Here is a 24,974-nt window from a genome sequence, read left to right as displayed (position 1 = left end):
CCCGAGTACTTTTGCCGTGCCGCCCCCGGAGTTCCGGCGCGGGAACCCCGGGCACGGGCGCCGGAAACGGGGGCGGGCGGCACGGCAGGGCGACCGAGCGGGGACGGGGCGTGGAGACGGCGGACGAGAAGGTGCTGGCGCGGGTCCGCGCGCTGCTGGCCAAGGCGGAGGCGACGGAGTTCGAGGCCGAGGCCGAGACGTTCACGGCGGCGGCGCAGGCCCTCATGACCCGGCACAACCTGACGCGGGCCGCCCTGGCGGGGGACGACGCGGGCGTGCGGAGCCGCAGGCTGGACGTGCGCAGGCCGTACGAGACGCCGAAGGCGTCCCTCCTGGAGGCCGTGGCGCGCGCGAACCGCTGCCGGACGGTGTGGAACCGGCCGCTCGGGCACAGCACGGTGTTCGGGTTCCCGGCGGACCTGGAGGCGGTCGAGGTGCTGTTCACCTCGCTCCTGCTCCAGGCGGCGGCCGCGATGACCCGCGCGGGCGCCCGCAGGGACGCGTCCGGCCGCTCCCGCACGCGCTCCTTCCGCCACGCCTTCCTCGGCGCGTACGCCGCGCGGATCGGCGAGCGCCTGCGGGAGGCGTCGGGCGAGGCCGTACGGCAGGCGTCCGCCGACACAGGCGCGGACCTGGTCCCGCTCCTGTCCGGCCGGGAGCGGGCCGTGGAGGAGGAGATCGCCCGCCGGTTCCCCGGCCTGGCCAGGCGCTCCGCCCGCAGGGTGGTGAACGCCGAGGGCTGGCACGCGGGCATCGCCGCCGCCGACCGCGCCGTCATCGACACGCACGCGGGGCTGCCGGGCTCCTGAGGCTCAGAACCCGCCGGTGCGGCGGAGCCCCGGCGGGCGGCCGTCGGGGTCCACGGCGATCCGGTAGAGCGGCGTGGCCAGGGCGCGCCGCACCCGGCCCAGCCCGGGCTGCGGGTGCGGCCGCAGCCGCCCGGGCGGGCGCGGTCCCCGCCGGCCCGACCGGTGCCAGGCGTCGAGCCGCGCGGCCGAGTCGGCGAACGCGGCGAACGCCGTCGCCGGATCGGCCAGCTCGTCCACGTCGTCCCGGTCCAGGTGCTCGGCCGCGAGGGTGAGCCGCAGGTCCCTGGCGTACTTCCGGGCCCCGCGCGGCGGGCGCGGGTCGGGTGTCTCGTCCACGACGGCGCAGCTCAGCTCGGAGTCGAAGGTCCAGGAGCGCAGGTTGACGTTGTCCGAGCCGACGGTCGCCCACACGTCGTCCACGACGCACACCTTGGCGTGCACGTAGACGGGCGTGCCCTCGTGGTTCTCCAGGTCGTAGACCGCGACCCGGTCGCCGCCGGCCTCGCGCAGCCGGGCGAGCGCGGCCGCCCGGCCGATGAGGCTGGCCGGGCCCGCGAGCCACCCGTCCTGGTCGGGGTGGCGCGGCACCACGATGATCATGCGCAGCTCCGGCTCCCGCGCCAGCGCCTCGGCGAACGGCTCGATCACCTCGGTGGACCACAGGTACTGGTCCTCCAGGTAGATCAGCGACCGCGCCCGCCGCAGCACCTTGCGGTAGGCCCGGGCGACGCTGCGCTCGCCGCGCGGCGCGAACGGGTAGGCCGAGCGCCGGTAGGCGTACGTCCGCAGGAGTTGCACGGCGTGCGTGCCCACGGGCCGGGGCGGCGGGCCGGGCCGGGGCAGTTCGGGCACGTCGTCCATGCGCTCGAAGTGGTCGCGCAGCCGCCGCAGCGGCTGGCGGGTCTCGGGCGCGGGGTCCTCCCAGCGTTCGCAGAACACCGTCTCCACCTCGGCCACCGCGGGTCCCTGGATCATCACCTGCGCGTCGTGCCAGGGCGGGCGCTCGCCGTACACCGCGGGCATGGGCGCGGCCTGCGGGTCGCCGAGGTGGGCGGCGTCGTCGCGGCGGCTGTGGCACAGGTCGATGCCGCCGACGAAGGCCACGTCGTGGTCGGGCTCCCGGTCGTGCCGCAGCACCACGAACTTCTGGTGGTGCGACCCGCCCGGCGGGACCCGGGTGTCGAGCAGGCACTGCCCGCCCGCGGCCTCGATGTCCTCCCCCAGGTGCCGGTTCTCGGCCGCGCTGAACCGCAGCCGGTCCAGGTGGGAGCGCCAGATGAGGCCGCGCACCAGGGCGCCGCGCTCGGCGGCCCCGGCCATCGCCGCCGCCACCGGGGGCCCGTCGTCGGCGAGGAGTTCGTCGGGGTCGCCGCGCCAGTCGGCGAAGAGCAGCAGGTCGTCCTTGCCCAGCCGCTCCACGCGTCGCCGCAGCTCGGCGAAGTAGGCGGCCCCGTGGATGAGCGGGCGCACGAGGTTGCCGGTCGTCCAGGCGCCGAGGCGCGTCTCCGGATTGCCCCGCTCCTCCTCCGTCAGGAACCAATCCGAGAGATCCACCCGCCCGATGTACCCCGAATCGGGTGTTTCATGCGGTCCGCCCGAAGGGGCGATCGGCGCACGGAGCGGGCCCCGCCACGGATGCACGGCACGGCGATGAGCGATTCATGAGCTAAACGTGAATTATTCATAATTGTGCACTATTGACCGATATATCTGACTAATGACAATCTCCCTGAGGAATTGCGGATATCCCTAAAGCCTCTGCCGGGATTCGGGAGTGCACATGGCCTTCGTCGTCGCGGCCCTCGTCCTGCTCACCCTTCTGTGCCTGTTCAACCTGCTGATCTCGCTCGGGCTCGCGCGCCGGTTGCGGCAGCACGCCGATCTGCTCTCGAAGCAGGGGGCGCCCGACCAGTCGCTGCGCGCGGGCGACGTCGTGGGGGACTTCGCGGCGACGACCACCGAGGGCGAACCCGTCGGGCGGGGGCTGCTCGCCGGCCATACCCTCGTGGCCTTCCTCTCGCCCGGGTGCGCCCCCTGCAAGGAGCTCATGCCCGAGTTCGAGGAGTACGCCGCCCGCCTGCCGCGCTCCCAGGTGCTCGCCGTCGTGGACGCCATCGACGACCTCGGCGCCCGCGAGTACACCGACCGGCTGTCGCCCGTCGCCCGCGTCGTGGTCGAGGATCCGGACGGGCCGATGCAGCGCGCCTTCAAGCCCGAGGGCTTCCCCGCGCTGTACGTCGTGGAGGACGGCGGCCTGGTCGTCGCGGCCGACCGCGACCTGCGCCGCATCCGCACCCTGCCGGAATCCGTGTATGGCGCCTGACCTGCTCACCTCGGCGCGAGCCGCGGCCCGCGCCGCCTGGGACGCCTCGCCCCGGCTGCTCATCGGCTACCTGGTGGTGATGGCCGCCCAGGGACTCGCCCCGGTCAGCGTCGCGTGGCTGACCAAGCTGGTCATCGACGACCTGGCCGGATCCGGCGCGACCGCGCGGCTCGCGCCGCTGGCCGCCGGCCTGGCGGTGGCCGGGCTCGCGACCGCCGCGCTGCCCCAGCTCGCCTCCTACACCGGGCGCGAACTCGGCCGCCGGTTCACGGTGCGGGCGACCGAGCGGCTGTTCGCGGCGACCACCGAGCGGTTCCTGGGCCTGGCCCGCTTCGAGGACCCCCGCTTCCTGGACCGGATGCGGCTCGCCCAGCAGTCGGCCGGCGCCGGCGAGGGCCTGGTCAGCGGCTTCTTCACGCTGGCGCAGGCGGCGATCACGCTGGTCGGCTTCGTCGGCTCGCTGCTGGTGCTCAGCCCGGTCATGACCCTGATCGTGCTCGCGGCCGGCGCGCCCTCCCTGGCGGTCCAGGTACGGCTGTCGCGGCGCCGCGCCGAGCTGGCGATGGAGATGGGCCCGGCCGAGCGGCGCCAGTTCTTCTACGGCAACCTGCTCAGCAGCGTCGCGGCGGCCAAGGAGGTCCGGCTGTTCGGCAGCGGCGGCTTCCTGCGCGGCCGGCTGCTGGGCGAGCTGGGCCAGGTCAACGCGGCCGAGCGGCGGATGGACCTGCGCGAACTGGCGAGCGAGGGCGGCCTGTCCCTGCTCGGGGCGGCCGTCGCGGGCGGCGGCCTGGTCTGGGCGATCCTCTCGGCCGGCGCGGGCGCGCTCACCGTGGGCGACGTGTCGCTGTTCGTGGTCGGAGTCGCGTCGGTGCAGGGCGCGCTGAACGCGCTCGTCGGGTCGTTCGGCTCCACCCACCAGAACCTGCTGATGTTCGGCCACCACGCGGCCGTGCTGACGGCCGAGCCCGACCTCCCGGTCCCGGCCGAGCCCGTCGCCACCGGCCCGCTGGAGCACGGCGTCGAGCTGCGCGACGTGTGGTTCAGGTACAGCGACGAGCACCCCTGGATCCTGCGCGGCGTGAGCCTGCGCATCCCGCGCGGGGCGTCGGTCGCGCTGGTCGGGCTCAACGGGGCCGGCAAGTCCACGCTGGTCAAGCTGCTGTGCCGGTTCTACGACCCGACGCGCGGGAGCATCCTGTGGGACGGCGTGGACCTGCGTGAGATGGACCCCGCCGCGCTGCGCGAGCGCATCAGCGCCGTCTTCCAGGACCACATGCACTACGACCTGTCCGCCGCCGACAACGTCGCCATCGGCGACCTGTCCGCCCTGGGGGCGGAGGACCGGATCCGGGAGGCCGCCGGCCTGGCCGGGGTGCACGAGACGCTGGCCGCCCTCCCCCGCGGCTACGAGACGCTGCTCACCCGCACGTTCTTCAGCGAGGAGGACCGCGAGGACCCCGAGACCGGCGTGGTGCTGTCGGGCGGCCAGTGGCAGCGGGTGGCGCTGGCCAGGGCGTTCCTGCGGCGCGGGCGCGACCTGATGATCCTGGACGAGCCCAGCTCCGGCCTGGACCCCGAGGCCGAGGCCGAGGTGCACGCCCGGACCCGCGCGCAGCGCGAAGGCGCGACCAGCCTGCTCATCTCCCACCGGCTCAACACCGTGCGCGACGCCGACCTGATCGTGGTGCTCCGCGACGGCGTCGTCGCCGAGCGCGGCCGCCATGACGACCTCATGGCCGCGGACGGCGACTACGCCCGCCTGTTCCGCCTCCAGTCGGCCGGCTACCAGGAGGCGGCCCGATAGGCCCCCCGCCGGAGAACCCGGCGGGCCCACCCTAAGGAGAGGGAAATGTCCAACGCCATCCGCTCGCTCGCCGACCGCGTCGCGAGCAAGCTCGTCCCGCAGGTCCGCGCCGGGGCCTGCTGCCCGCCCGACCCCTTCTACCAGTACCGCTGCACCGGCGGGATCGCCTACCGCCGCCGCTGCTCGCAGAACTGCGGCTGCAGCACCTTCTGCGGCCCGTGGGAGCAGATCGGCGGCTGCGCCTGATCGGCGGCTGACCGGGAGCGGGGCCCGCACGCCGCGGGCCCCGCTCCACCGCTCCCGGCCCGAAGGCGCCGCCGGCCCCACGACGCACTCCGGCCCGTACCGGCCCCACGCGCGCCCGGCCCGTACCGGCCCCACGCGCGCCCGGCCCGTACCGGCCCCAGGGCGCGCCACGCCGCACCCGGCCCACGCCGCACCCCGCCCACGCCGCACCCCGCCCACGCCGCCCCGGCCCACGCCGCACCGGCCCAGGGCGCACCCGGCTCACGCCGTACCCGGCCCGGAGGTTGTTTCCCGGGGCTAGAGCCAGCCGGCCTCGGTGGCGATGCGCACCGCGTCGAGGCGGTTCCTGGCGCCCAGGCGGCTGACGGCGGCGGACAGGTAGTTCCGGACGGTCCCGTCCGACAGGTGCAGGCGGGCCGCGATCTCCGGCACGTCCGACCCTCCCGCCGCGAGCCGCAGCACCTGCGCCTCCCGGCGTTTGAGCGGATTCCCCTCGGCGTCGAACTCGGCCACCGCGATCGAGGGGTCGATCACCCGTTCCCCCGCCGCGACCCGGCGGATGGCGTCGGCCAGGTGCCCCGGCGGCGCGTCCTTGAGGATCAGCCCGGCGGCCCGCGCGGTGAGCGCCTGCCGCAGCATCCCGCGGCGGCGCCGGCCGCTCAGGATGAGCGTCTGGCAGCCGGGGACGCGTTCGTTCAGCTCCGCCGCGACGCCGAGCCCCGTGGAGTCCAGCACGGCGACGTCAGGACGGCACCGGATCGCCTCCAGGACGATCTCGGCCGGGCGCCCGACGTCCGCGACCACCTCGATCCCGGGTTCCCGGGCGAGGAGACAGACGAGCGCGCCCCGGATCATGTGCTTGTCCTCGGCCAGGAGAACACGGATCATGCGCATCTCCCTGCGGAATGACCGATAAACGGTGGGTGACCGATATGCGGTTTGAGGCCAAGGGCCACTATGCATCGGGAGCGCGCGATCGGCCAGCAGCCCTCCGCGACGGGGCGATCACTCCAGGACGAAGGCGAAGGTCTTCGCCGTCGTGACCGGCGCGCGATCGGACTTGGCCACCGTGACGCCGTCGTCGCCGGCGTACCAGCCGGAGGGGGAGGCGTCGAAGGCGGCGCGGCCGGGGAGGCGCGGCAGGGGCGCGCCGTCGAGGGTCACCGCCGAGGCGCGGCCCACCAGCTCCACGACGTTCGCCCGGTCGGCGGGGGCGCCCTGGTAGGAGCCCCGCGCCCCGCCGATCGTGACCGTGGCCGACGCGCCGTCCCGCCGCTGGGTCAACTCGGTCTCGCGCACGGCCCCGCTCCGGTACGACGTGGTCGCGCCGTCGTCCTCGTACAGCGTGAACGAGGTCTCCGCCGCGTCGGGGTAGACGCGGGCGACCAGCTCGTCGCGGACCGTCCCGTCGGCGCGGCGGCCGTACACGTCCAGGGTGCGGTCGTCGACGTGCATCTTCGGGATGATCGCCCCGGAGCGGGCGAAGGCCGGCAGCCGGAACAGGTCGCCGTCGTAGAGGGGGCGGCGGCGGAACCACTCTCCGGAGCTGCGCAGCCGCTCGTTCGTGTGGTAGTCGATCCACTCCCCCGCCGGAAGGTAGACGTCGCGCTCGCGCTCGCCCCGCCCGGCGACCACGCCCACCAGCAGGTCGCGCCCGATGAGCTTCTCGTGCCCCATCTCGCGCACGTTCGGGTCGTGCGGGTAGTGGTACGCCAGGGGCGGCACGACCGCCTCGCCGTACCGGTGGGCGCGGTGCGCCAGCGAGTAGTAGTACGGCGTGAGCGCGTACCTCCGCCGGATGTTCGACAGGTTGCTCGGCGCGTGGCCGACGCGGTCCGGGGCGGTCTGGCGGCAGTTGCAGACGTTGTCGGTGTGCGGGCGGACCGGGACCTCGAACCAGGCCGCGTTCGCGAACCACTGGGTGTACAGCTCGCCGAGGTCGGAGTCGAGCATCTCCCGGCGGAACCCGCCCACGTCCGAGCCGTAGTAGTCGATCCCCGACATGGACATGTGCATCTGCGCGTTGAACTGCATCGCCAGCGCGCCGAGCCGGGACCCGATGTCGGCCGACCACATGGCCACGCCGTGCCGCTGGATCCCGGCGGCGGCGGAGCGGGCGAGCAGGAACGGCCGCCGGGGCACGTCGCGGTACCCCCGCGCCACGCTCTCGGCCCACTTGAGGTTGTAGAGGTTGTGGTAGTCGGCGTGGGCGTGCTTGCCGGGCAGGACCCCGGCGGTCCAGTCGCCGGGGTCGTACATCTCCGGCTCGCCCAGGTCCAGCCAGTGGCCGAGCACGCCCTGCTCGACGAGCGGGCGGCGCTTGGTCTCGTGCCAGTGGTCGCCGGCCGCGTCCTGGGTCCAGTCGATCATCCCGCCGAACCCCCACCAGGGGTTCCCGGTCAGGTAGACCGGCTCGCACGTCTCGCACCCCCGCCGCACGAGATACCCGCGCCGGGCCAGGTCGGCGTGCTCGGGGCGGGCGCGGCCGACGTACGACTCCTCGATGAGCATCAGGCCGAGCCCCTGCGAGGCGTAGGCCGCCACCCGGGCCGCCGGATCGGGGAACTTCATCTCGTCCCAGGTCAGGCCGCCCATGGGCGTGTCGTCGGACTCCTTGCGCACGCCGCCGAACCACTGCAGGTCCAGCACGAACCCGTCCAGGGGGAACCGCGCGGCGCGCAGGGTCGCGAGCCGGTCGTCGATCTCGGCCCAGTCGTCGTAGCCGTACTCCGACATCCACAGCCCGAACGCCTTGCGCGGCGGCACCGGGGGCCTGCCGGTGAGCTCCAGGTAGTCCGAGCGCAGGTCGCGCAGGTCCGGCCCGGCCAGGACGTACCACCGGAGCTGGTCGCCCCAGGTGTCCACCGTCCACGGGTCGCGGGTCAGGTTCCACTCCTGCTTGTAGACCTGGTCCAGGAAGAGCCCGTAGCCGGCGGTCCCCGCGCCCCCGCCGGTGGCGAACAGCACCGGGATCATGGCGTTGCCGACCGGCCCGTTGTCGGGGTCGAACACCATCGCGTTGCCGAACGGCCCGCCGGGCGTGCGGACCCGGCCGTCCCAGTCGCCGTCGGCCCCGCCGCTCCGGTGGAACTGCTCGCCCAGGCCGTACGCGTTGCGGGCGCCCTCCCGCGAGATCGTCAGGCCCTTCCACGCCTGCCGCAGGTTGCGGGGGCAGGCGGTGTGCAGCGTGCGGCCCTCCTCGGCGATCGTCACGCAGAGCGTGTCCGGCCGCACCTCGACGCGCAGCGCCGCCGTCGTGAACGTGTCGCCCTCCCGCGAGAACGCCTCGGGGCCCGCGTAGTCGGCCTTGGCCACCTGCGGCGTCGTGAAGAGCGCCCGCTCGGTCCCCGGGCTCGCGCCCGCCGCCGACAGCTCGAAGTGCACCAGGTCGTCGTCCAGGAACTCGACCAGCAGGTACGCGTCCCCCGAGGTGAACTCCGCCCGCTGCACGCCGGTGGGCGCGGAGGCCGCCGTGTTCACGAACAGCAGCGGCGCCAGCAGCAGCGGGGCGAGCAGCAGCCGTCTCATCTACGGCCGGGCCAGCGTCAGCGAGTCGAGGTTGACGGCCCCGGCGTCCCCCCGGCCGTACTCCAGCGTCACCGTGTGCGGGCCCGCGGTCAGCTCCGTCTCCAGCGCGGCGTCCGCCCACGTGTCCCAGTCGCGCAGGCGCGGCAGCCGCACCGTCCCCGCCGGCCTCCCGTCCACGCGCACGGACCGCGTCGCGTCCGGCCCGGCGTTGCCGTACCGGAAGACCAGCCGGTGCGGGCCCGCGGCGTCGGCGTTCACCGCGAACGTCACGGCGTCCCCGGGGGCGTCGAACCGGTCCGCGAAGCCGCTTCCGGTGTGCCCCGGATGATCGGAGTTCGTCCCGGTCCCCGTCAGCTCGGCGTGCTCGGCCTCGTAGGGGGCCTTGTGGACCCCCGTCAGGACCAGCGCGCGCCGCCCGCCCGGCTTCACGTGCGTGAGCCGCTGGGCCGGGTCCCACCACCAGCCCTCCCGCGCGGCCGTCAGCTCCTCCCGCGTCGCGCACTCCCGCAGGTCCCCGGCCGCGTCCGGCCGGGTGCAGGCCACCTGGACCTCGCACGTCACGTCCGGCACCGTCACCGACACCTCGTGCCGCGCCCAGTCCGCCACCGCCGTGACGGTACGGCTCGCGCCGCCCTCGTCCTCGACGTACTCATAGGAGGAGGGCGTCACCGCCGGGTACACCCGGAAGACCAGGTTGACGGGCTCGGTCACCGAGTTCCCTACCGCCCCGCCCAGCTCCCCGGCGGCGTCCAGGTTCAGCGGCAGGATCGCGCCCGGCCGCGCGTAGACGGGGATCGTGGCCAGGTCCGCGCCGTACGCCTTGGTCCCGGGCCCGGTGAACCGGCCGCCGTTCCACAGGTCCGTCCACTCGCCCGCCGGGACGCGCAGCTCGCGCACCGTCGCGCCCGCGGTCGTGACGGGCGCGACCAGCAGGTTCTCCCCCAGCAGGTACTGCTGGTCGCGCCCGGCCCCCGCGCCGTCTCCGGGGAACGCGTCGTCTCCGGGGAACGCCAGGCTCATCGCGCGCATCATCGGCATGCCGGTCCGGGCGCTGCGCGCGGCCTCCGAGTACAGGTAGGGCACCAGGTTCATCCGCACGTTCGCGAACCGGCGGAACACCGGGAGCACCGAGTCGTCCCCGGTCCGCGCGGCCACGTTCCACGGCGTGCGCGCCTCCGACGCGCCCGGGTCGGCCTTCTCCGAGTGGTACTGCATGATCGGCGAGAACACCGCCTGGGCCGCCGCCCGCAGGTACAGCTCCGCGCTCGGGAACCCCCCGGTGAACCCGGCCAGGTCCCAGGTCCAGAACGGCACCCCGGACATCCCCGCGCTCAGCCCCGCCCGCACGGCCTCCCGGAACGCGCCGAACCCCGAGTCCTGGTCCCCCGCCCAGAACACCGAGTGCGCCTGCGCCCCCGCCGTGCCGGCCCGGCTGAGCACGACGCCGCCGCGCGCCCGGGCGTGCTCGCCGTACACCCTGGTGTAGGCGTTCGGGTAGGAGTTGTGCATCACGTCGCCGCGCCGCCCGTCGGCGAACTCCAGTCCGCGCCCGAAGACCGCCTCCCCGCCGTCGGTCTTGAACCCGTCGATCCCCACCTCGTCGAGCAGGTAGGCGCGCTTGCCCATCCACCAGCGCGCCGCCGCCGGGTTCGTGAAGTCGGGCACCATGCTGTCCCCGAACCACTGGCCGCGCGGAATCCGGTACGGCTCGCCGCCCGACCGCCGCACGACGTACCCCTGGGCGCGCGCGTGCTCCTTGTCGTTGAGGTGCTGCGGAGGCGGCGCGGAGGGGTTGCGGTCGAAGTTCTCCTTGAGCACCGGGATCTGCCACAGCACCACCCGCACGCCCTGCGCGTGCGCGGCGGCGACCATCGCCTTCGGGTCGCGCCAGGCGGTCCCCGGCGGGAAGGTCAGGTCGCCGTACCCGATCGGCTCCCCGCCGTCGCGCGGGGTGTAGGAGGCGCCGTGCCAGAGGTAGAAGGTGGCCTCGTCGCTCCACTGCTCCAGGACGAGCACGGTGTGCGGCACGCGGTGCCGTACGGCCAGCGCGAGCTGGTTCTCCACCTCGTCCTGGGTGTTCCACTCGTTGGCCGACATCCACGGCCCGAACGCCCACCTGGGCGGCGGGTCGGGCCGGCCGGTCTCGCCCGTGCAGGCGTCCAGGATGCGCTCGGGCGTGCCGGTGAAGACGTGGTAGTCGAGCGTGGAGTCGCGCCCGCCGGAGGTGTTCACCGTGAACCCCGCCAGGTCCGGCAGGTGCGTGCACAGGTTGAAGACGGCGTACCGGTCGGTGTTGAGCAGCACGCCGTATCCGGCCGAGTTCAGGAAGAAGGGCACGGACAGGTAGGTGCGGCGGTGCGCCCCCTGGTCCCGGTACTGGTTGTAGACGTAGTGGTGCACGTCGGTCCCGCGCTGGTCGAGCCGGTCGTACCGTTCGCCGAACCCCTCGAAGCGCTCCCCCTCGGGCGTGAGCAGGTGGTCCTCGATCCGGGTGATCGTGCCGCGCCCGTCGCTCGCCCAGCCCAGGTTGCGGAACCGCGCGGGGTCGTACTGCCGCAGGACGACGCGCCCGTCCCTGATCACCGAGAGCCGGTACGGCCGTTTCTGGATCCGCAGCGTCAGCTCGGTGGTCGAGATGACGATCGCGTCGCCCTCGTCCTTGACCGTGTGCCCGGGCCGCCCCGCGATGTCCAGGCCCTCCCCGGCGGGCGCGATCTGCACCCGGAACCGGTCGGGCGCCGGGAACGCGAAGCGGACGCGCGGCGTGAAGTCCCCGGCCGAGTCGCCGGTGGTGACGTCCACGCTGGTCAGATTGTCAGTGCAGTCGACCACGTCGGTGACCGTGCTCCACGAGGTGACGGTGAAGGAGTGGGTCCCGGTGCTCTTGCGGCCGCCGCCGCCGTCGTGCGCGTGCACGCTGTAGGCGATCGTGTCGCCGCGCTCGAAGGTGCCCAGCTCGGCGCGCCAGTAGCTGTTGTTCCCGCTGTTGTGGTCCCAGGCCGCGCCCACCGGCGGCTGGTCGGCGCCGTTCCTGGTCCAGCTCACCCAGACGTTCTGGCCGGGCTCGACGGGCCAGGTCGTCGCCCTGATCGTGACGGCCTCGCCGGCCATCGGGTCCCGGGGCGACCGCTCCGTCGGCTCGGCGGAGTACAGGTCGTCGAAGCCGGTGGGGTCGTGGTGGATCCCGCTGAGACCCAGCGCGGCCGATGCCATGCGATCACCTCCGGGGTGTCACGTGTCGAGCTCGGGGAGGCAGGCGAAGACCGGGGCGAGCCCGGCCCACCGGTCCGTACGGCAGAGCACGGGCGGCCGGTCGATGGGGGCGGGCAGTGTCACCTCCCGGCCGCCCGCGTGCTCCGCACCCGTCCACACGTCCGTCCAGGGGCCCCCGGGCAGGTACCCGGCGACCTCGGACACCCCCGGCGTGACGACGGGCAGGACGAGCAGCGCGTCCCCGAGCAGGTACTGCAGGGGGTGGCGCCAGATCGCCCGGTCCCGCGGGAAGTCGAAGAACAGCCCCCGCATCAGCGGCGCCCCGCCCGCGACCGCCGCGCGCGCCTCCCCCGCGAGGTACGGCACGAGCCGTTCCCGCAGGTGGGCGAACCGCCGGAACACCGGCAGCACGCGCGGGTCGCCGGTCCGCTCCGCCACGTTCCAGGGCGTGCGGTCGCGGCGCGGGAGCCGGTGGTGGTTGAACTCGGAGTGGTACTGCATGATCGGCATGAAGCACGAGGTCCCGGCGGCGCGCAGGTACAGCTCGGCGTCCGGCACCTCGCCCGAGAACCCCGCCAGGTCCCAGCCCCAGTACACGATCCCGCAGGCCGACGCCGTGATCCCGGCCCGGATCGAGGCCGCGAACGCCTCCCAGGTCGAGTCCTCGTCCCCGGCCCAGAACGCCCCGTGCGGCTGCGAGCCCGCGAACCCGGCCCGGCTGAAGGTGACCGGGGGCCTGCCCGCGCTCCGCAGCAGGTCGCCGAAGGCCCGCGCGTAGTGCACCGGGAAGAGGGAGTTCCCGTCCACGCCGCGCCGCCCGTCGGCGTACCGCAGGTCCGAGCCCCAGGCGTGCTCGCCCCCGTCGGTCTTGAACCCGTCGATCCCGACGTCCTCGACGAGGTAGCGCCGCCGCTCGGTCCACCACCGGCGCGTCTCCGGCGAGGACAGGTCCGGCATGAGCGCCAGCGGGAACCACCACCCCCGGTTCCGGTACGGCCGGCCGTCGCCCCGCCGTACGGCGTGGCCCCGCTCGACCAGCAGGCGGGCGTCGAGGGCGGCCTGCCCGGAGGGGTGAGGGCGCATCTTCTGGAGCGGGATCTGCCACAGCAGCACCCGGATCCCGCGCGCGTGCAGCTCGTCCACCATGCCCTTGGGGTCCGGCCACGGCCCGTCCGCCGGGAACGTGAAGTCGGCCAGCCGGCGCGGCTCCTCGCTCACGGCGTACTCCGCGCCCCGGAACGCGGTGAACGTGGACTCGTCGCTCCACGCCTCGATCACGACCACCCCGGCCGGGACGTCCTCGGCGCGGTGCCGGTCCATCTCCGCCATCACCCGGGCCTGGGTGTTCCACTCGTTGCCGCTGGCCCACAGCCGGAACACCCACTCCGGCAACTCGGCGGGCCGCCCGACCTCGGCGAGGAACGCGTCCAGCACCTCCGCCGGGCTCCCCTCCGGGAACGCGACGGTCAGCGCGGGCTCCCGCAGCTCGGCCTCCACCACGAGCCGGTCCGGCCGGGTCGCGCCCACGTCGTACCAGGTGCGCGTGCTCGTGGCGACGTGCAGCCCCCAGGCGGTCTCCCCGCCGACCACCAGGGCGTACGGCATGGGCAGGTACGTCCGGTCGCCCTGCGCCTTGTACTGCTCGAACACCACCGCGTCCAGCCGCCGCCCGCGCTGGTCCACCGCGGCGTACCGCTCCCCGAAGCCGACCACGTGCTCGTCGGGGGCCAGCGCCAGCGCGAAGCGCACCCGGCGCGCCGCGTCCCCGTCGGCCAGCCAGCGCACGCTGCCCGGCACCACCCGGTCGCGCCCCTTGACCGTCAGCGTCCCGCCGGTCTCCGCCCAGGCCGCCGCCGTCACCGTGTGCCAGCGGCCGGTCCGCGCGCGCCCGCCGTCCGTGCTCGCGCGGAACCGGTAGGCGTACCGGCGTCCCCGCTCCAGCGGGGGCGTCCACGCCGACCAGGCGCCACCGGCCCGCCGCGCCCGCGCCTGGGCCGCCGCCAGGTGCCCGCCGCCCTGGTCCCGGGTGTCCTGGGCGGCCACCGGGGCCAGGTCGAACGTCAGCGCCGGGCCGCCGTCCTCCCGCCAGTCGCACACGACGCGCGTCACCGCCGGGGCCGCCCGCACCCGCAGCTCCACGGGCTCGCCCGCGTACGGGACCACCGGGACCCGCTGGTCCCCCGTCGTGGCGTACGGATGACCCGAGCCCTCGGGCCGGTGCCTGATCACGGCCGCACCCCCAGTTCGTCGGCGAGCACGAGGTACATCCCGTGCGACCAGAGCAGCGGCGTGGCCACCGGGCCCCAGCGCTCCTCCCACTCGGCGCGGCGGCCGGGGGCGAGGAGCCGGTCCGACACCTGCTCCGGCAGCAGCCCGCCGGGGGCCGCCTGCGCCGCCATCCAGGCCAGGTACCGCCCCGCCTCGGCCGTCCGTCCCGCCCGCGCGTGGTTCCAGCCGAGGAACCCCGACAGCAGCGGCCACCGGCCCCCGCCGTAGAACGTGTCGGCGAGGTACCGGTGCACCCCGCCCTCCCACGCGAGCGCCCGCTCCACCGCCGCCACGGTCCCCGCCCCCACCGGATGGTCCGCGGAGTACAGCCCGAACGGCTCCACGCAGGCGACCAGGCTCCCGTCCACCTCCCGCGACCCCAGCCACTTCACCAGGTGCCCGCCGTACGGCCCCGCGGCGCTCCCCGGCGTGCTCCCCGCGGCGTTCCCCCGGGCGGCCCCGTCCGGGACCCCTTCCGCGACTCCGTCCGGGACCTCCTCCGCGACCCCTTCCGCGGCGACGAGGGCGGCGATGGCCTCGGCGGCCTCGGTGGCGGCCTCGGACTCGGGACGGGTCAGGACGCCGAGGGCGACGGCGGCGCGCAGGCCCGCGTGGATCGCGCCGAGCGTGGAGACGTGCCGGTGCGCCAGGTGCTCCTCCCACCAGTCGTAACACGGCAGGCCCCAGAACGCCGTGAGGTAGCGGGCGGCCGTGCGCGCCGCCTCCTCGGGCAGGTTCCCCCCGTGCCTGCGGGCGTGCTCGGCGAGCGCCCACAGCCAGGTGCCGTAGCCGTCGAGCTGGAAGTCCCACCACTCGTCGTCGCCGTCGCGCCCGTCGAGCGTGAACCTGGCCGGCAGCATCTCCGCCGGGGCCGGGGTCCGGCCGGACCGGTCCAGCAGCATGTCCACCCACGGCGCCCGCTCCCCGATCACCCGCCCGCACCAGGCGTGGAAGGCCCAGGCCCCGGCGGCGTCGCCGTGCCGGCTCATGCCCTCGGCGATGAACGCGCCGTCGCGCAGCCAGCAGTAGCCGCGATAGGCGGAGAAGTCCGGCGCCGCCGGGTAGGCCCCGCTCGCGGCCTGGTTCGCGGCGATGACGTCGAGGCTGCGGGAGACGAGCGCGCGCACGGCCGCCCCCAGCGCGTGGTCCTCGGTGTTCACCGCGGTGTCGTCGGCGTTCACAGCAGACCGGCCACCTTCCGCGCGGCGTCGTCGAGCGCGGCCTTCACCGACTTGCGGCCCGCGGCGGCGTTGCCCAGTTCCTCGGTGACGGCGTCCTGCATCTCCTGCTGCTTGGCGATCACCGGCGGCAGCGCGATCGACTTCAGCGAGTCGAACACGGCCTGCCGCCCCGGCGGCCTGGGCTCCTTGAGGTATCCGGCCAGCAGCGACCGGTCGGCGACCGGCGGCAGCTCCCACGAGGACCTGATCCGCACGTCGGCGGCCACCTTCGACGCGGTCAGGAAGCGCGCCCAGGCCCACGCCTCCTTCGGGTGCCCGGTCCTGGCCGAGGCCGCGACGGCGTTGTGGAAGACGGCGCTGGCCTTGGTGCGGTCGCCGGGCTCGACCACGACGTCCCACTCGAACGGCGCGTCCGCGAGTCCGGCGAACTGCCAGATCCCGTTGTGCCACATCGCGAGCTTGCCGGACTTGAACAGGTTCGTGTCGTAGTCGGCCGTCCCGCCGATCTCGGCCTCGGTCGGCATGACCTTCCCGACCTTGCCGACCAGCCACTCGGCGGCGCGCACGCCCTCGGGCCCGTTGAACGCTGGCGTCCTGCCGTCCTCGGCGAGGAACCGGCCGCCCGCCTGGCTCAGCGTCTTGTAGAACTCGTGGAACTGCACCGGCTGGAAGTCCCCGTACACCTTGTTCTTCCGGTCGGTGAGCCGCCGGGCGGCGTCCATCTCGTCCTCCCAGGTCCAGTCCGCGGTCGGGAGCGGCACCCCGGCCTTCTCGAACAGGTCCTTGTTGTAGAAGAGCACGACCGTGGAGAACGAGGCGGGCAGCGCGAACTGCCTGCCCTGGTGCCGGAACGCCGCCAGCGAGCTCGGCTGGTACGCCGCCGGGTCGTACCCCTTGTCGGCGGCGGCCACCGGGCCCAGGTCCAGGAGCGCCTTGCCCCCGGCGTACGTCACGAAGTTCTCGTAGTTGAGCTCGAACGTGTCCGGCGCGGTGCCCCCGGCCAGGCTGGTCTGGAGCTTGGTGAAGTACTCCTCGAACGGGGCCGTCTCCACCCTCACGTCCACGCGCGGGTTCTCCTTCTCGAACGCGGCCACGATCTGGTCCAGGTCCTTCACGTGGTCCGGCGCCGCCGAGAAGGTGAAGTACCGCAGGGTGACCTTGCCGCCACCCCCGCCGCCCGCGTCGTCGCGGGTCGCCGAGCCCTTGGCGCACCCGGCGGCCAGCAGGGCGGCGGCCGCCAGCAGCGCCACCGCGGCCCGCAGGTTCCTGGCCATGATTCCTCCGCTCCGGGCTACTTGAGCCCCGACTGCGCCACGCTGGCGATCACGTGTTTCTGGGCGAGGACGTAGAGGACGAGGATCGGGACCACGCTGATCACCGACCCGGCCATGACGACGTTCCACTCGGTGGTGAACTGGCCGTGCAGCGAGGCCAGCCCGAGCGGCAGCGTCATGAACTCCGGCGACCGGATGATCACCAGCGGCCACAGGTAGGCGTTCCAGCTCGCCATGAACCCGAAGATCGCGAACGTGGCGAGGGCCGGCCTGATCAGCGGCAGCACGATCGAGACGAACACGCGGACGTGTCCGGCCCCGTCCAGCACCGCCGCCTCGTCCAGCTCGCGCGGGACCTGCGCGACGGCCTGCCGCAGCAGGAACACGCCGAACGCCGAGGCGATGCCCGGGGCCAGCACGGCGAAGTACGTGTCCACCAGGTCCACCGCGCGCATCTCGATGAACAGCGGGACGACGAGCACCTGCATCGGCACCATCAGCGTCGCCAGGTAGACCGCGAACACCGCCCCGCGCCCGGGGAACGGCAGCCGCGCGAACGCGTACGCCGCCATCGCGCTGGTCACGAGCTGGAGCAGGGTCGAGACGAGCCCGATCCAGGCGCTGTTCAGCAGGATGCGCCAGAACGGCAGCGCCTCCAGCAGCCGCGCGTACGCGCCCAGGTCCGCGTCGTCGGGCGTGAGGTCCGGCGGGGTGCCGAACAGCGCCCCCTCGGGCGTGAGCGAGGTGACGACGGCCCACGCGAACGGGAACACCATGACCAGCGCCCCGGCCACGACCAGGATCCAGCGCAGCGCCCTAGCCATAGGTCACCCACCTGCGCTGCGCCCTGACCTGCGCCAGGGTCACCACCAGGACGACCGCGAACAGCAGCCACGACAGCGCCGAGGCGTCGCCCGCGCGGCCGTACCTGAACGTCAGGTCGTAGACCTGCTCGACCACGACCTGCGTGGCCCCGCCCGGGCCGCCGCCGGTCATGACGTGCACCTGGTCGAACACCTGGAAACCGTTGATCAGCGAGATCACGATCACGAAGAACGTGGACGGCGACAGCAGCGGCAGCGTGACGTACCGGAACCTGGCCAGCGCGCCCGCGCCGTCCACGCGGGCCGCGTCCAGATACTCCCGGGGGATCGCCTGGAGCCCGGCCAGCATGATCACCATCACGAAGCCGAGGTCCTTCCAGGCCGAGGCCAGGATCACCGACGGCATCGCCCAGGCCGGGTCCGTCCACCACCCCGGGCCCTCGATCCCGAACACGCCGAGCAGCCAGTTGACGACGCCGCTGCGCGGGTTCAGCAGCCACTTCCACATGAGCGCCACGACCACCCAGCTCGTGATCACCGGGAGGAAGTAGACCGCGCGGAACAGGTCCCGGGCGGGCATGGCCCGGTTCAGGAGAACGGCGAGGCCGAGCCCCCCGGCGTACACCAGGGGCAGGTATCCGGCGATGAACGCCACGGTGTGCAGGAACGCCGCCCGGGTGGCGGGGTCGGCGAGAAGCTCGGCGTAGTTGCCGAGACCGGCCCAGGTCATCGGGGTGATCAGGTCCCACTCGTGCAGGCTCACCCACAGCGACCCGGCCATCGGCACGAGCGTGAAGAGCGCCAGCGGGATCGCGCTCGGCAGGAGGAAGAACGCGACGATCCCGGCGTACCGCAACCGGGCGGACCGGCTCCGCCGGGGCCTTCCCGGCCGTTCGCTCCCCGCCCGCCGCACGGGGGCGACGGTGTCGGGGGGCGCGCTCACGACCGGCCCCCTCCCGCACCGGCCACGCGGCGCCCTGAGGGATCACCACGTGACCGGCGCGCGCGACCCGCGGGAGGCGTGGTCGTCCTGGCGGCGAGGGCTGTCCTGGCGGCGAGGGCTGTGCTGGTGCTGAGAGTCAGGGGTACGGCGTCCGCCTGCGGCCCCCGCCGTCGCAGGCAGCCGCCGTACCCCCGATTCCCCCGAGGTCCTGTGGCCCGGCCGCGCGCCGCCGGCTCCGGGGCGCGGCGGTGAGCCGGGACGCGCTGGTGAGTCGAGACGGGGCCGTGGGCCGGGGCCGGGGCGTGGGCCGGGGCGGTCATGGGGAGCCGCCGATCAGGCGGGCGCGGACGAGGCGGCCCTGTTCGCCGGCGGCGCCGGCCTCGTCGAAGGGGGTGGCGAGCACGAGCGCGGCCGCGCCCTGGGCCCAGCTCGTGTCGCCCCAGGCCTCGACCTCGATCGGGACGTCGCGCAGGCCCGGCAGCAGGCAGGACCGGACGGCCGGGGCGAACCCGGCGTCCCACCATTCCCAGTCGGCGGTGCCCTCCCCGAGCACCACGACGGCCTCCGGGTCCACCACGTTGACCAGCCCGGCGACGGCCCGCCCCAGCGCGCGCCCCGCCTCGGCGAAGACGGCCCGCGCGGGCGCGCTCCCCTCGGCGGCGGCCCGGCTCAGCTCGGCGATCTCGTCGGCGGGCAGGCCCCGGGCCCGGGACGCGGCGACCAGTCCCGCCGCGCCCACGAGCGCCTCCAGGCAGCCGGTGTTGCCGCAGTGGCAGACCGGGCCGGCCGGATCCACCGGGAAGTGCCCGAACTCCCCCGCTCCCCCGCGGGCTCCCCGGTAGACCCGGCCGTCGCTGACGATCGCGGCCCCTATCCCCCATCCGATCGTGAGGACGAGGAAGTCGCGGTGTATACGCCCCCTGCCGTACAACCGCTCGGCCGCGGCCAGCGCGTTCACGTCGTTCTCCACGAGCACCGGCAGCCGGGCGCGCCGCCGTACCCACTCGCCCACGGGCATGGCCCGCCACCCCAGCGCGGGCGCGTGGACCGTTCCCACGGCGAGGTCGTCCACGCTCCCGGGCACCCCGATGCCGATCCCGAGCAGCGGGACCCCGGCGTCCCCCTCCGCGGCCACCTCGGCCACCGCCTCGGCGAGCACGTCCAGCGCGTTCGCGGCGGTCGCGTCGAACTTCCGCTCCCAGGAGCCGAGCACCGCGCCGTCCAGCCGCACGTCCGCCAGCACCAGGTGGTCCGCCGCGACCTTGACCCCCAGCGCCCGGCCCGCGCTCCCCACCAGCCCGAGCCGCTGCGCCCGCCGGCCGCCCCGCGACGGCGCGAAGTCCAGCTCCTCCAGCATCCCGTGCCCGATCAGCTCCCGGGTCACCTGCGTGACGCTGGCCGGGCTGAGCTCCAGCCGCCGCGCGATCTCCGTACGGCTGAGCGGCCCCACGGTCCCGAGCAGCGCCAGGATCGCGGTGCGGGTGAGGTCCCCGCGCTCAGTGCCGGAAACAGCCATCGCGGCGTACTTTCTTCAGAACTAAATTTTCCCCGCGAACGTACGCCCGCCCCCGGGAGCCGTCAATAGAAGAATTCCTCTCCGAAAACCGAAACCCCGCTCGCTCCCGGCCGAAACGAATCCCCTCGCGGCGATCATCCGGTGTCGATCACATCCGGCGGGTGGAGACGTGTGGTCGCCGCGAGGGCCGGGGCGCGGGGATCGCGGGGCGTCGTGGCCGGCGGTGGCACCGGTCCCGAGGTTTTCGCCTGGCGCCGGGAACGGGGAGCCCGGCGAGCCGGGGCCGCTTCCAGTCCGCCCTGAGTGCCCGTCAGGGGTGAGCGCGGACACCAGAAATTCGTCCGCCCGACGGGGCTCCGGCCGTGAAAATGGGAAAAGGGCAGGCGCGCGGGACGGGAGTTTCCAGCGCCGGCGTGACACAGGTTCCTGACGGTTGATGATCTGAAGTCATCCAGGTGAGGGCGAATCGTCCTGCTCCGGCCCCGGCCGCGCGAAGGCGACCGGGGCCGGAACTTGACCGGTGGCTTTGGTCGTGGCTTGCGAGGCGGTCAGCTCGGGGGCATTCAGCGGCTGATGTCGTCCAGCTCGGTCGAGTCCTCATGAGAGAGGGAGAGTCCCGCGCCGGCGATGTTCTGGCGCAGGTGTGCCGTCGATGACGTGCCGGGGATGAGCAGGATGTTCGGTGATCGCCGCAGCAGCCAGGCCAGTGCGACGGACATCTGTGTCGTCTCCAGTCGAGCGGCGACCGCCGAGAGCGCCGAGGACTGAAGCGGGGTGAAGCCCCCGAGGGGGAAGAAGGGCACGTACGCGACGCCGTCGGTGGCGAGCCGGTCGATGAGCTTGTCGTCGTGACGGTGGGCGAGGTTGTACATGTTCTGCACGCACACGATCGGCGCGATGCTCTGTGCCTCGGTGACCTGCTCCTCGGTGGCGTTGCTGACCCCGAGGTGGCGGATCAGGCCCTGCCGCTGGAGTTCGACGAGCGTCCCGAACGCCTCGGCGAGCGAGCCGGGCTGGGGACCTTCGGCGTTGCCGAGTCGGAGGTTGACCAGGTCGAGCACGTCGAGGCGGAGGGACTTGAGGTTGTCGTGGACCTGGCGGCGCAGATCTTCGGGCCGCCGGGCCGGAGGCCAGCCGCCCTGTCCGTCGCGGGTCGCGCCCACCTTGGTCACGATGTGCAGCGACTCGGGATAGGGGTGCAGTGCCTCGCGGATCAACTCGTTGGTGACGCGCGGCCCGTAGGCGTCGCTGGTGTCGATGTGCGTGATACCGAGGGCGACCGCTTCACGCAGCACGGCCAGGGCACCCTCGCGATCGGCGGGCGGCCCCATGACCCCCGGGCCGGCCAGTTGCATGGCGCCGTAGCCGAACCGGGTGACGGTCAGGTCACCCAGAGTCCAGGTGCCGCCGGGAAGAGGGAGGGAGGGTGTGCTCATCTTGTTGCCTTTCGTCGTGCACTTGGGGGTGGCGCCTGCCGCCTCCCTGCATCAGCATTGGAGAGAAACTTCCTGTCGGGAAGTAGGCACTTGGGAGTGCGTAACCCACCCGTTGGTGAGAGGTGCGATCAGTGACGACGATGAAGGCGGCCCAGAAGAGGGCCCAGGCCAAGGTGGAGTACAACGCGTTCCTGGCAGGGTGCCCCAGCCGGCAACTGCTCGACCGGATCTCGGACAAGTGGGTCGTCCTGATCCTGTGTGCGCTGGGCGGCGACACCAGCCCTGGCCGGCCCGCTGCGGCACACGCAGACGCCCCGAAGGCGATGCGTTACTCCGAGCTCTCTCGCCTTCTGGCCGGGGTCAGCCAGAAGATGCTGACCCAGACGCTACGGTCGCTGGAGCGCGATGGTCTGCTCACCCGTACCGTGACGCCAACCGTCCCTGTCACCGTCTCCTACGAGCTGACCGACCTCGGCCTCTCGCTCCACCACCTGACCCGCGGGCTCAGAAGCTGGGCGCAGACACACATGGCCGAGGTCCTCGCGAACCGCGAGAACCACGAGGTCGGCACCCCCTGACGACTCACATCCAACCGTCCAACAGCTCTACATTCTCGGCCTACACCCTCAACTGCGAAGAGCCGGGAAAGAGGGCCGCCACGGGGATCAGGGACGCAGTGGCGGACGGCGTCCAGCGGACAACGGATGGCGGGCGACGGATGGCGGGGAGGGGAGGTGGCTCCGGCTTTTGGGGCGGGGGCGGAAGAGGGAGCGGATTCACCGCCGGAAGGTGTCAGTGGAGGAGGCACAGCGCCCGCTCCATGAACGAGTTGGACTTCTTCACCGGCGACTGGGACGTGGCCGACCGCCGCCTCATCGACTACCTCGACGGGACGAGCGGCTGGGAGGAGTGCCCCGGGTTCGCCCGCGCCTCGCGGCACCTCGGCGGCGGGGCGAACTCGACGAGATCGACTTCACGACCCTCGACCGCGCCGGGCTCACCCCGCGCCTCTACTCCCCCGAGCGCGCGAGTGGTCCCTCTCCTGGGCGGGCCGCCGCACGGGAACCCTGTTCCCCCCGGTCGCCGGCCGCTTCGACGGCGACCGGGGTGAGTTCCACGGCGACGACGAGTACGCCGGCGAGGCGGTCCGCGTCCGCTTCGCCTGGAGCGGCGTCACCGGCGACTCCCCGCGCTGGGAGCAGGCGGTCTCCCGCGACGGCGGAACCACCTGGCTCACCAACTGCACCATGGACTTCACCCGCCCGTGAGCCGCGGTGCGCGCGGCGAGGCGGCCCCGCCCCGCGCCCACCGCAACCACCCGGCCCACCCCGTCCACCCCGTCCCCGCACGCGCCGTACCGAGCGCGCTCACCGCGCCGGCAACAGTGGCACCGGGTGCTCGTCGCTGCTCACCCCGGCGCCCGCCGGCGCCCACCGGCGCTCACCCGGCGAGCGCGTCCCGGGCGGACATGAGGGCGAAGCCCAGCAGGTTGAGCCCGCGCCAGGCCGAGGGCGAGGCCGCGCGCGGATCGCCGGCCGCCAGCCCGATGCCCCAGATCCGATCCCGCGGGCTGGCCTCGACGAGCACGCGATCGCGCGTGGCGAGAAGGTAGGCGGCCAGTTCGGGGTGGGCCCCGAACTTGGCGATGTTCCCGCGTACGACGATGCCGAAGCGCCGGCGCGCCCACTCGTCCTCGTCGAAGCCCCGGACCTCGCGGCCCAGGCGCTTGGCCTCACCGGGATGCGCGGCGGCGAGGATCCTCCCCGCGGTCTCCTCGTCGCCGAAGAGCAGGGCCTTGTGAGCCATCATGTAGTGCTCGGCCGAACGGTAGACGTGCCCGTCCTCGGCGAACTCCGCCTCCCACCACTGGCTCAGGCACCCCGCGCCCACTCCCCCGCCCGCGGGCCGGCGGTGCCCCCAGAAGAACAGGAAACGGATCCGCCGGCCCTCGCTCTCGGCCGCGATCGCCTCTTCGACGGAGCGGGGCAGGGGCTTTTCCGACATGGAAGCATTTTTCCGTGTACGGCGGGCGGGAGGCGACGGGTTATTCGCCGGGGGAAGAAGGGCCTGCCACGGAGGAGAAAGCTCTCCGCGAGCGGGGTGGAATTGTCGGGGACCGGGGTCAGGATGGGGGGTGCCGGGACGTCGATGAGGGGTGGGGCGATGGTCGAGCGCATCGTGCGGGCCAACGGGGTGCGGATCTGCCTTGAGACCTTCGGGCGCGCGGACTACCCCGCGATCCTGCTGATCATGGGCGCGGCCGGGTCCATGGACTGGTGGGACGACGCCTTCTGCGCGCGGCTCGCCACCGAGTCGCGCTTCGTCATCCGCTACGACAACCGCGACACCGGGCGGTCCGTCGCCTACCCGCCGGGCGCTCCGCCGTACACCATGGCCGACCTGGCGGGGGACGCCGTGGGCGTGCTGGACGCGCTCGGGCTGGAGCGCGCCCACTTCGCGGGCATCTCGATGGGCGCGTGGATCGCGCTGATCGCCGCGCTCACCCGGCCGGAGCGCGTCGCGTCGCTCACGGTGATGTCCGCCAGTCCCGGTCCGGGAGACCCCGACCTGCCGCCACCCGCTCCCCGCGTGAGCGCCCTGCTCTCCTCCGATGATCCGGGGCCGGACTGGTCCGACCGCGCGGCCGTGATCGACTACTACGCCGGGACGCAGCGGCTGTTCGCCGGCGAGCCCTACGACGAGGCGCTGGTCCGCCGCACCGTCGCCCGCGCCTATGACCGCAGCTCCAGCCCCGCGTCCTGGAACAACCACTACCTGATCGCCGGCGGCGGCGCCGGCCGCGCGAACCTCCCGGAGATCAAGGCCCCCACCCTGGTCATGCACGGCACCGAGGACCCCCTGTTCCCCTTCGCCCACGGCGAGGCCATGGCCCGCGAGATCCCCTCCGCCGAGCTCCTCCCCCTCCCCCACACCGGCCACGAGGCCCCGCCCGAGCCCTCCTGGCCCATAGCCATCCCCGCCCTCCTCCGCCACACCGCCCCCAACCGCGCCCTCTCCTGACCCCAGCGCCTACCCTCCCCATCCGCTCGCCCCCGGCTTGCCGTACCGGCTGACGCCCCCATCCGCTTGCCCCGGCCTGCCGTACGGCTGACGCCCCCATCCGCTTACCCCGGCTTGCCGTACGGCTGACGCCTTGCCCTTCCTTGCCGCCTTGCCTGGCCGTACGGCTGGCGCGGTGGCCGGCTCAGGAATCACTGGTGTCCGCGCCGACCCCTTCGGGCAGTCCGCCTCGGGCCGAAGCAGCCCCGGCTCGCCTGGCTCCCCGTTCCCCGCGCCCGGCCGAGAACCTCCGGACCGGTCCCACCCGCACTCTCCCCGGATCCCCGCGACCTCGGGCCGAGACCGCGCCAGGCTCCCCCGCCCACTCGCTGTGTTCCAGGGGCCTGGCCCGGACGTCTGTCGCCTCCCAGGCGCGTGCCTCTATGCCGTGATCTTGCGAACGATCCCATCCCGTCCTCCGCGCGATTCGGCGATCAGGGAGGGCGGGTGCCTGTGGGGGCCGGGGCGGGGCTTGAAGCACGGGGGCGTTCAGCCATGCCGCGATCTTGCGATTTCGTCTCGGGCCCGTTCCCTGTGGCGAGTCGTTTC

The 24,974-nt window shown here is 73.9% G+C and carries 18 protein-coding genes; 6 read left to right on the top strand and 12 right to left on the bottom strand.

The window, feature by feature from the left end; translation table 11 throughout:
• The first annotated feature begins 110 nt into the window (after window positions 1-110).
• Window positions 111-809 carry a DUF2786 domain-containing protein gene (locus D5H75_RS13940; protein WP_147425144.1) on the top strand — a complete coding sequence of 233 codons (699 nt, stop codon included), beginning with the start codon at window positions 111-113 and terminating at the stop codon, window positions 807-809.
• 3 nt (window positions 810-812) lie between these two features.
• Here the strand turns inward: D5H75_RS13940 and D5H75_RS13935 are convergent, their stop codons facing one another.
• A complete protein-coding gene (locus tag D5H75_RS13935; protein WP_119926855.1) occupies window positions 813-2,363 on the bottom strand; it encodes a phospholipase D family protein in 1,551 nt (516 codons plus the stop codon).
• A 226-nt stretch (window positions 2,364-2,589) separates the two neighbouring features.
• Here D5H75_RS13935 and D5H75_RS13930 point away from each other — a divergent pair, with 226 nt between their 5' ends.
• Genes D5H75_RS13930 through D5H75_RS13920 form a run of 3 tightly spaced genes read left to right on the top strand, consistent with a single transcriptional unit; the run spans window position 2,590 to window position 5,182 of the window.
• Complete coding sequence (locus tag D5H75_RS13930; protein ID WP_119926854.1) at window positions 2,590-3,132, top strand: TlpA family protein disulfide reductase; 543 nt, start codon at window positions 2,590-2,592, stop codon at window positions 3,130-3,132.
• On the top strand, window positions 3,122-4,936 hold the full coding sequence (locus D5H75_RS13925) for an ABC transporter ATP-binding protein (protein ID WP_119926853.1): 1,815 nt from the start codon (window positions 3,122-3,124) through the stop codon (window positions 4,934-4,936). The genes D5H75_RS13930 and D5H75_RS13925 overlap by 11 nt, the downstream gene beginning before the upstream one ends.
• 45 nt (window positions 4,937-4,981) lie before the next feature.
• Window positions 4,982-5,182, top strand: a complete 201-nt coding sequence (locus tag D5H75_RS13920; RefSeq protein ID WP_119926852.1) for a hypothetical protein — start codon at window positions 4,982-4,984, stop codon at window positions 5,180-5,182.
• Window positions 5,183-5,479: 297 nt separating this feature from the next.
• Here the strand turns inward: D5H75_RS13920 and D5H75_RS13915 are convergent, their stop codons facing one another.
• The 10 genes from D5H75_RS13915 to D5H75_RS13870 all read right to left on the bottom strand — a co-directional run bounded on the left by D5H75_RS13915 (window position 5,480) and on the right by D5H75_RS13870 (window position 21,365).
• Window positions 5,480-6,070 (bottom strand): response regulator transcription factor, encoded by a 591-nt coding sequence (locus D5H75_RS13915; protein WP_119926851.1) that lies wholly within the window; start codon window positions 6,068-6,070, stop codon window positions 5,480-5,482.
• A gap of 117 nt (window positions 6,071-6,187) precedes the next feature.
• Entirely contained in the window at window positions 6,188-8,710 is a 2,523-nt protein-coding gene (locus D5H75_RS13910) for a TIM-barrel domain-containing protein (RefSeq protein ID WP_119926850.1), read from the bottom strand.
• Entirely contained in the window at window positions 8,711-11,923 is a 3,213-nt protein-coding gene (locus D5H75_RS13905) for a TIM-barrel domain-containing protein (protein ID WP_119926849.1), read from the bottom strand.
• Window positions 11,924-11,941: 18 nt separating this feature from the next.
• On the bottom strand, window positions 11,942-14,152 hold the full coding sequence (locus tag D5H75_RS13900) for a glycoside hydrolase family 31 protein (RefSeq protein ID WP_119926848.1): 2,211 nt from the start codon (window positions 14,150-14,152) through the stop codon (window positions 11,942-11,944).
• On the bottom strand, window positions 14,149-15,372 hold the full coding sequence (locus D5H75_RS13895) for a glycoside hydrolase family 15 protein (protein WP_202638128.1): 1,224 nt from the start codon (window positions 15,370-15,372) through the stop codon (window positions 14,149-14,151). The genes D5H75_RS13900 and D5H75_RS13895 overlap by 4 nt, the downstream gene beginning before the upstream one ends.
• Window positions 15,369-16,646 carry an ABC transporter substrate-binding protein gene (locus D5H75_RS13890; RefSeq protein WP_119926847.1) on the bottom strand — a complete coding sequence of 426 codons (1,278 nt, stop codon included), beginning with the start codon at window positions 16,644-16,646 and terminating at the stop codon, window positions 15,369-15,371. Before D5H75_RS13890 ends, D5H75_RS13895 begins: the two co-directional genes overlap by 4 nt.
• 17 nt (window positions 16,647-16,663) lie before the next feature.
• Entirely contained in the window at window positions 16,664-17,470 is an 807-nt protein-coding gene (locus D5H75_RS13885; RefSeq protein WP_119926846.1) for a carbohydrate ABC transporter permease, read from the bottom strand.
• Window positions 17,463-18,413 (bottom strand): carbohydrate ABC transporter permease, encoded by a 951-nt coding sequence (locus D5H75_RS13880; RefSeq protein ID WP_242454222.1) that lies wholly within the window; start codon window positions 18,411-18,413, stop codon window positions 17,463-17,465. The genes D5H75_RS13885 and D5H75_RS13880 overlap by 8 nt, the downstream gene beginning before the upstream one ends.
• Window positions 18,414-18,729: 316 nt before the next feature.
• On the bottom strand, window positions 18,730-19,929 hold the full coding sequence (locus tag D5H75_RS13875) for an ROK family transcriptional regulator (RefSeq protein WP_119926845.1): 1,200 nt from the start codon (window positions 19,927-19,929) through the stop codon (window positions 18,730-18,732).
• Window positions 19,930-20,492: 563 nt separating this feature from the next.
• The gene (locus tag D5H75_RS13870) at window positions 20,493-21,365 is read right to left on the bottom strand and encodes an aldo/keto reductase family oxidoreductase (protein WP_119926844.1); all 873 of its coding nucleotides are present in this window, start codon (window positions 21,363-21,365) and stop codon (window positions 20,493-20,495) included.
• A 140-nt stretch (window positions 21,366-21,505) separates the two neighbouring features.
• Between D5H75_RS13870 and D5H75_RS13865 the strand changes: the two genes are divergently transcribed.
• Entirely contained in the window at window positions 21,506-21,943 is a 438-nt protein-coding gene (locus D5H75_RS13865; protein ID WP_479688591.1) for a winged helix-turn-helix transcriptional regulator, read from the top strand.
• An 862-nt stretch (window positions 21,944-22,805) separates the two neighbouring features.
• Here the strand turns inward: D5H75_RS13865 and D5H75_RS13855 are convergent.
• On the bottom strand, window positions 22,806-23,369 hold the full coding sequence (locus D5H75_RS13855; protein ID WP_119926842.1) for an NADAR family protein: 564 nt from the start codon (window positions 23,367-23,369) through the stop codon (window positions 22,806-22,808).
• A 159-nt stretch (window positions 23,370-23,528) separates the two neighbouring features.
• Here D5H75_RS13855 and D5H75_RS13850 point away from each other — a divergent pair, with 159 nt between their 5' ends.
• The gene (locus D5H75_RS13850) at window positions 23,529-24,386 is read left to right on the top strand and encodes an alpha/beta fold hydrolase (RefSeq protein ID WP_119926841.1); all 858 of its coding nucleotides are present in this window, start codon (window positions 23,529-23,531) and stop codon (window positions 24,384-24,386) included.
• Window positions 24,387-24,974 lie beyond the last annotated feature (588 nt).

Source organism: Bailinhaonella thermotolerans, assembly GCF_003594875.1.
In the GTDB taxonomy this organism is placed as follows: Bacteria; Actinomycetota; Actinomycetes; order Streptosporangiales; family Streptosporangiaceae; genus Bailinhaonella; species Bailinhaonella thermotolerans.
This window is presented reverse-complemented; position numbering and strand designations above follow the sequence as displayed.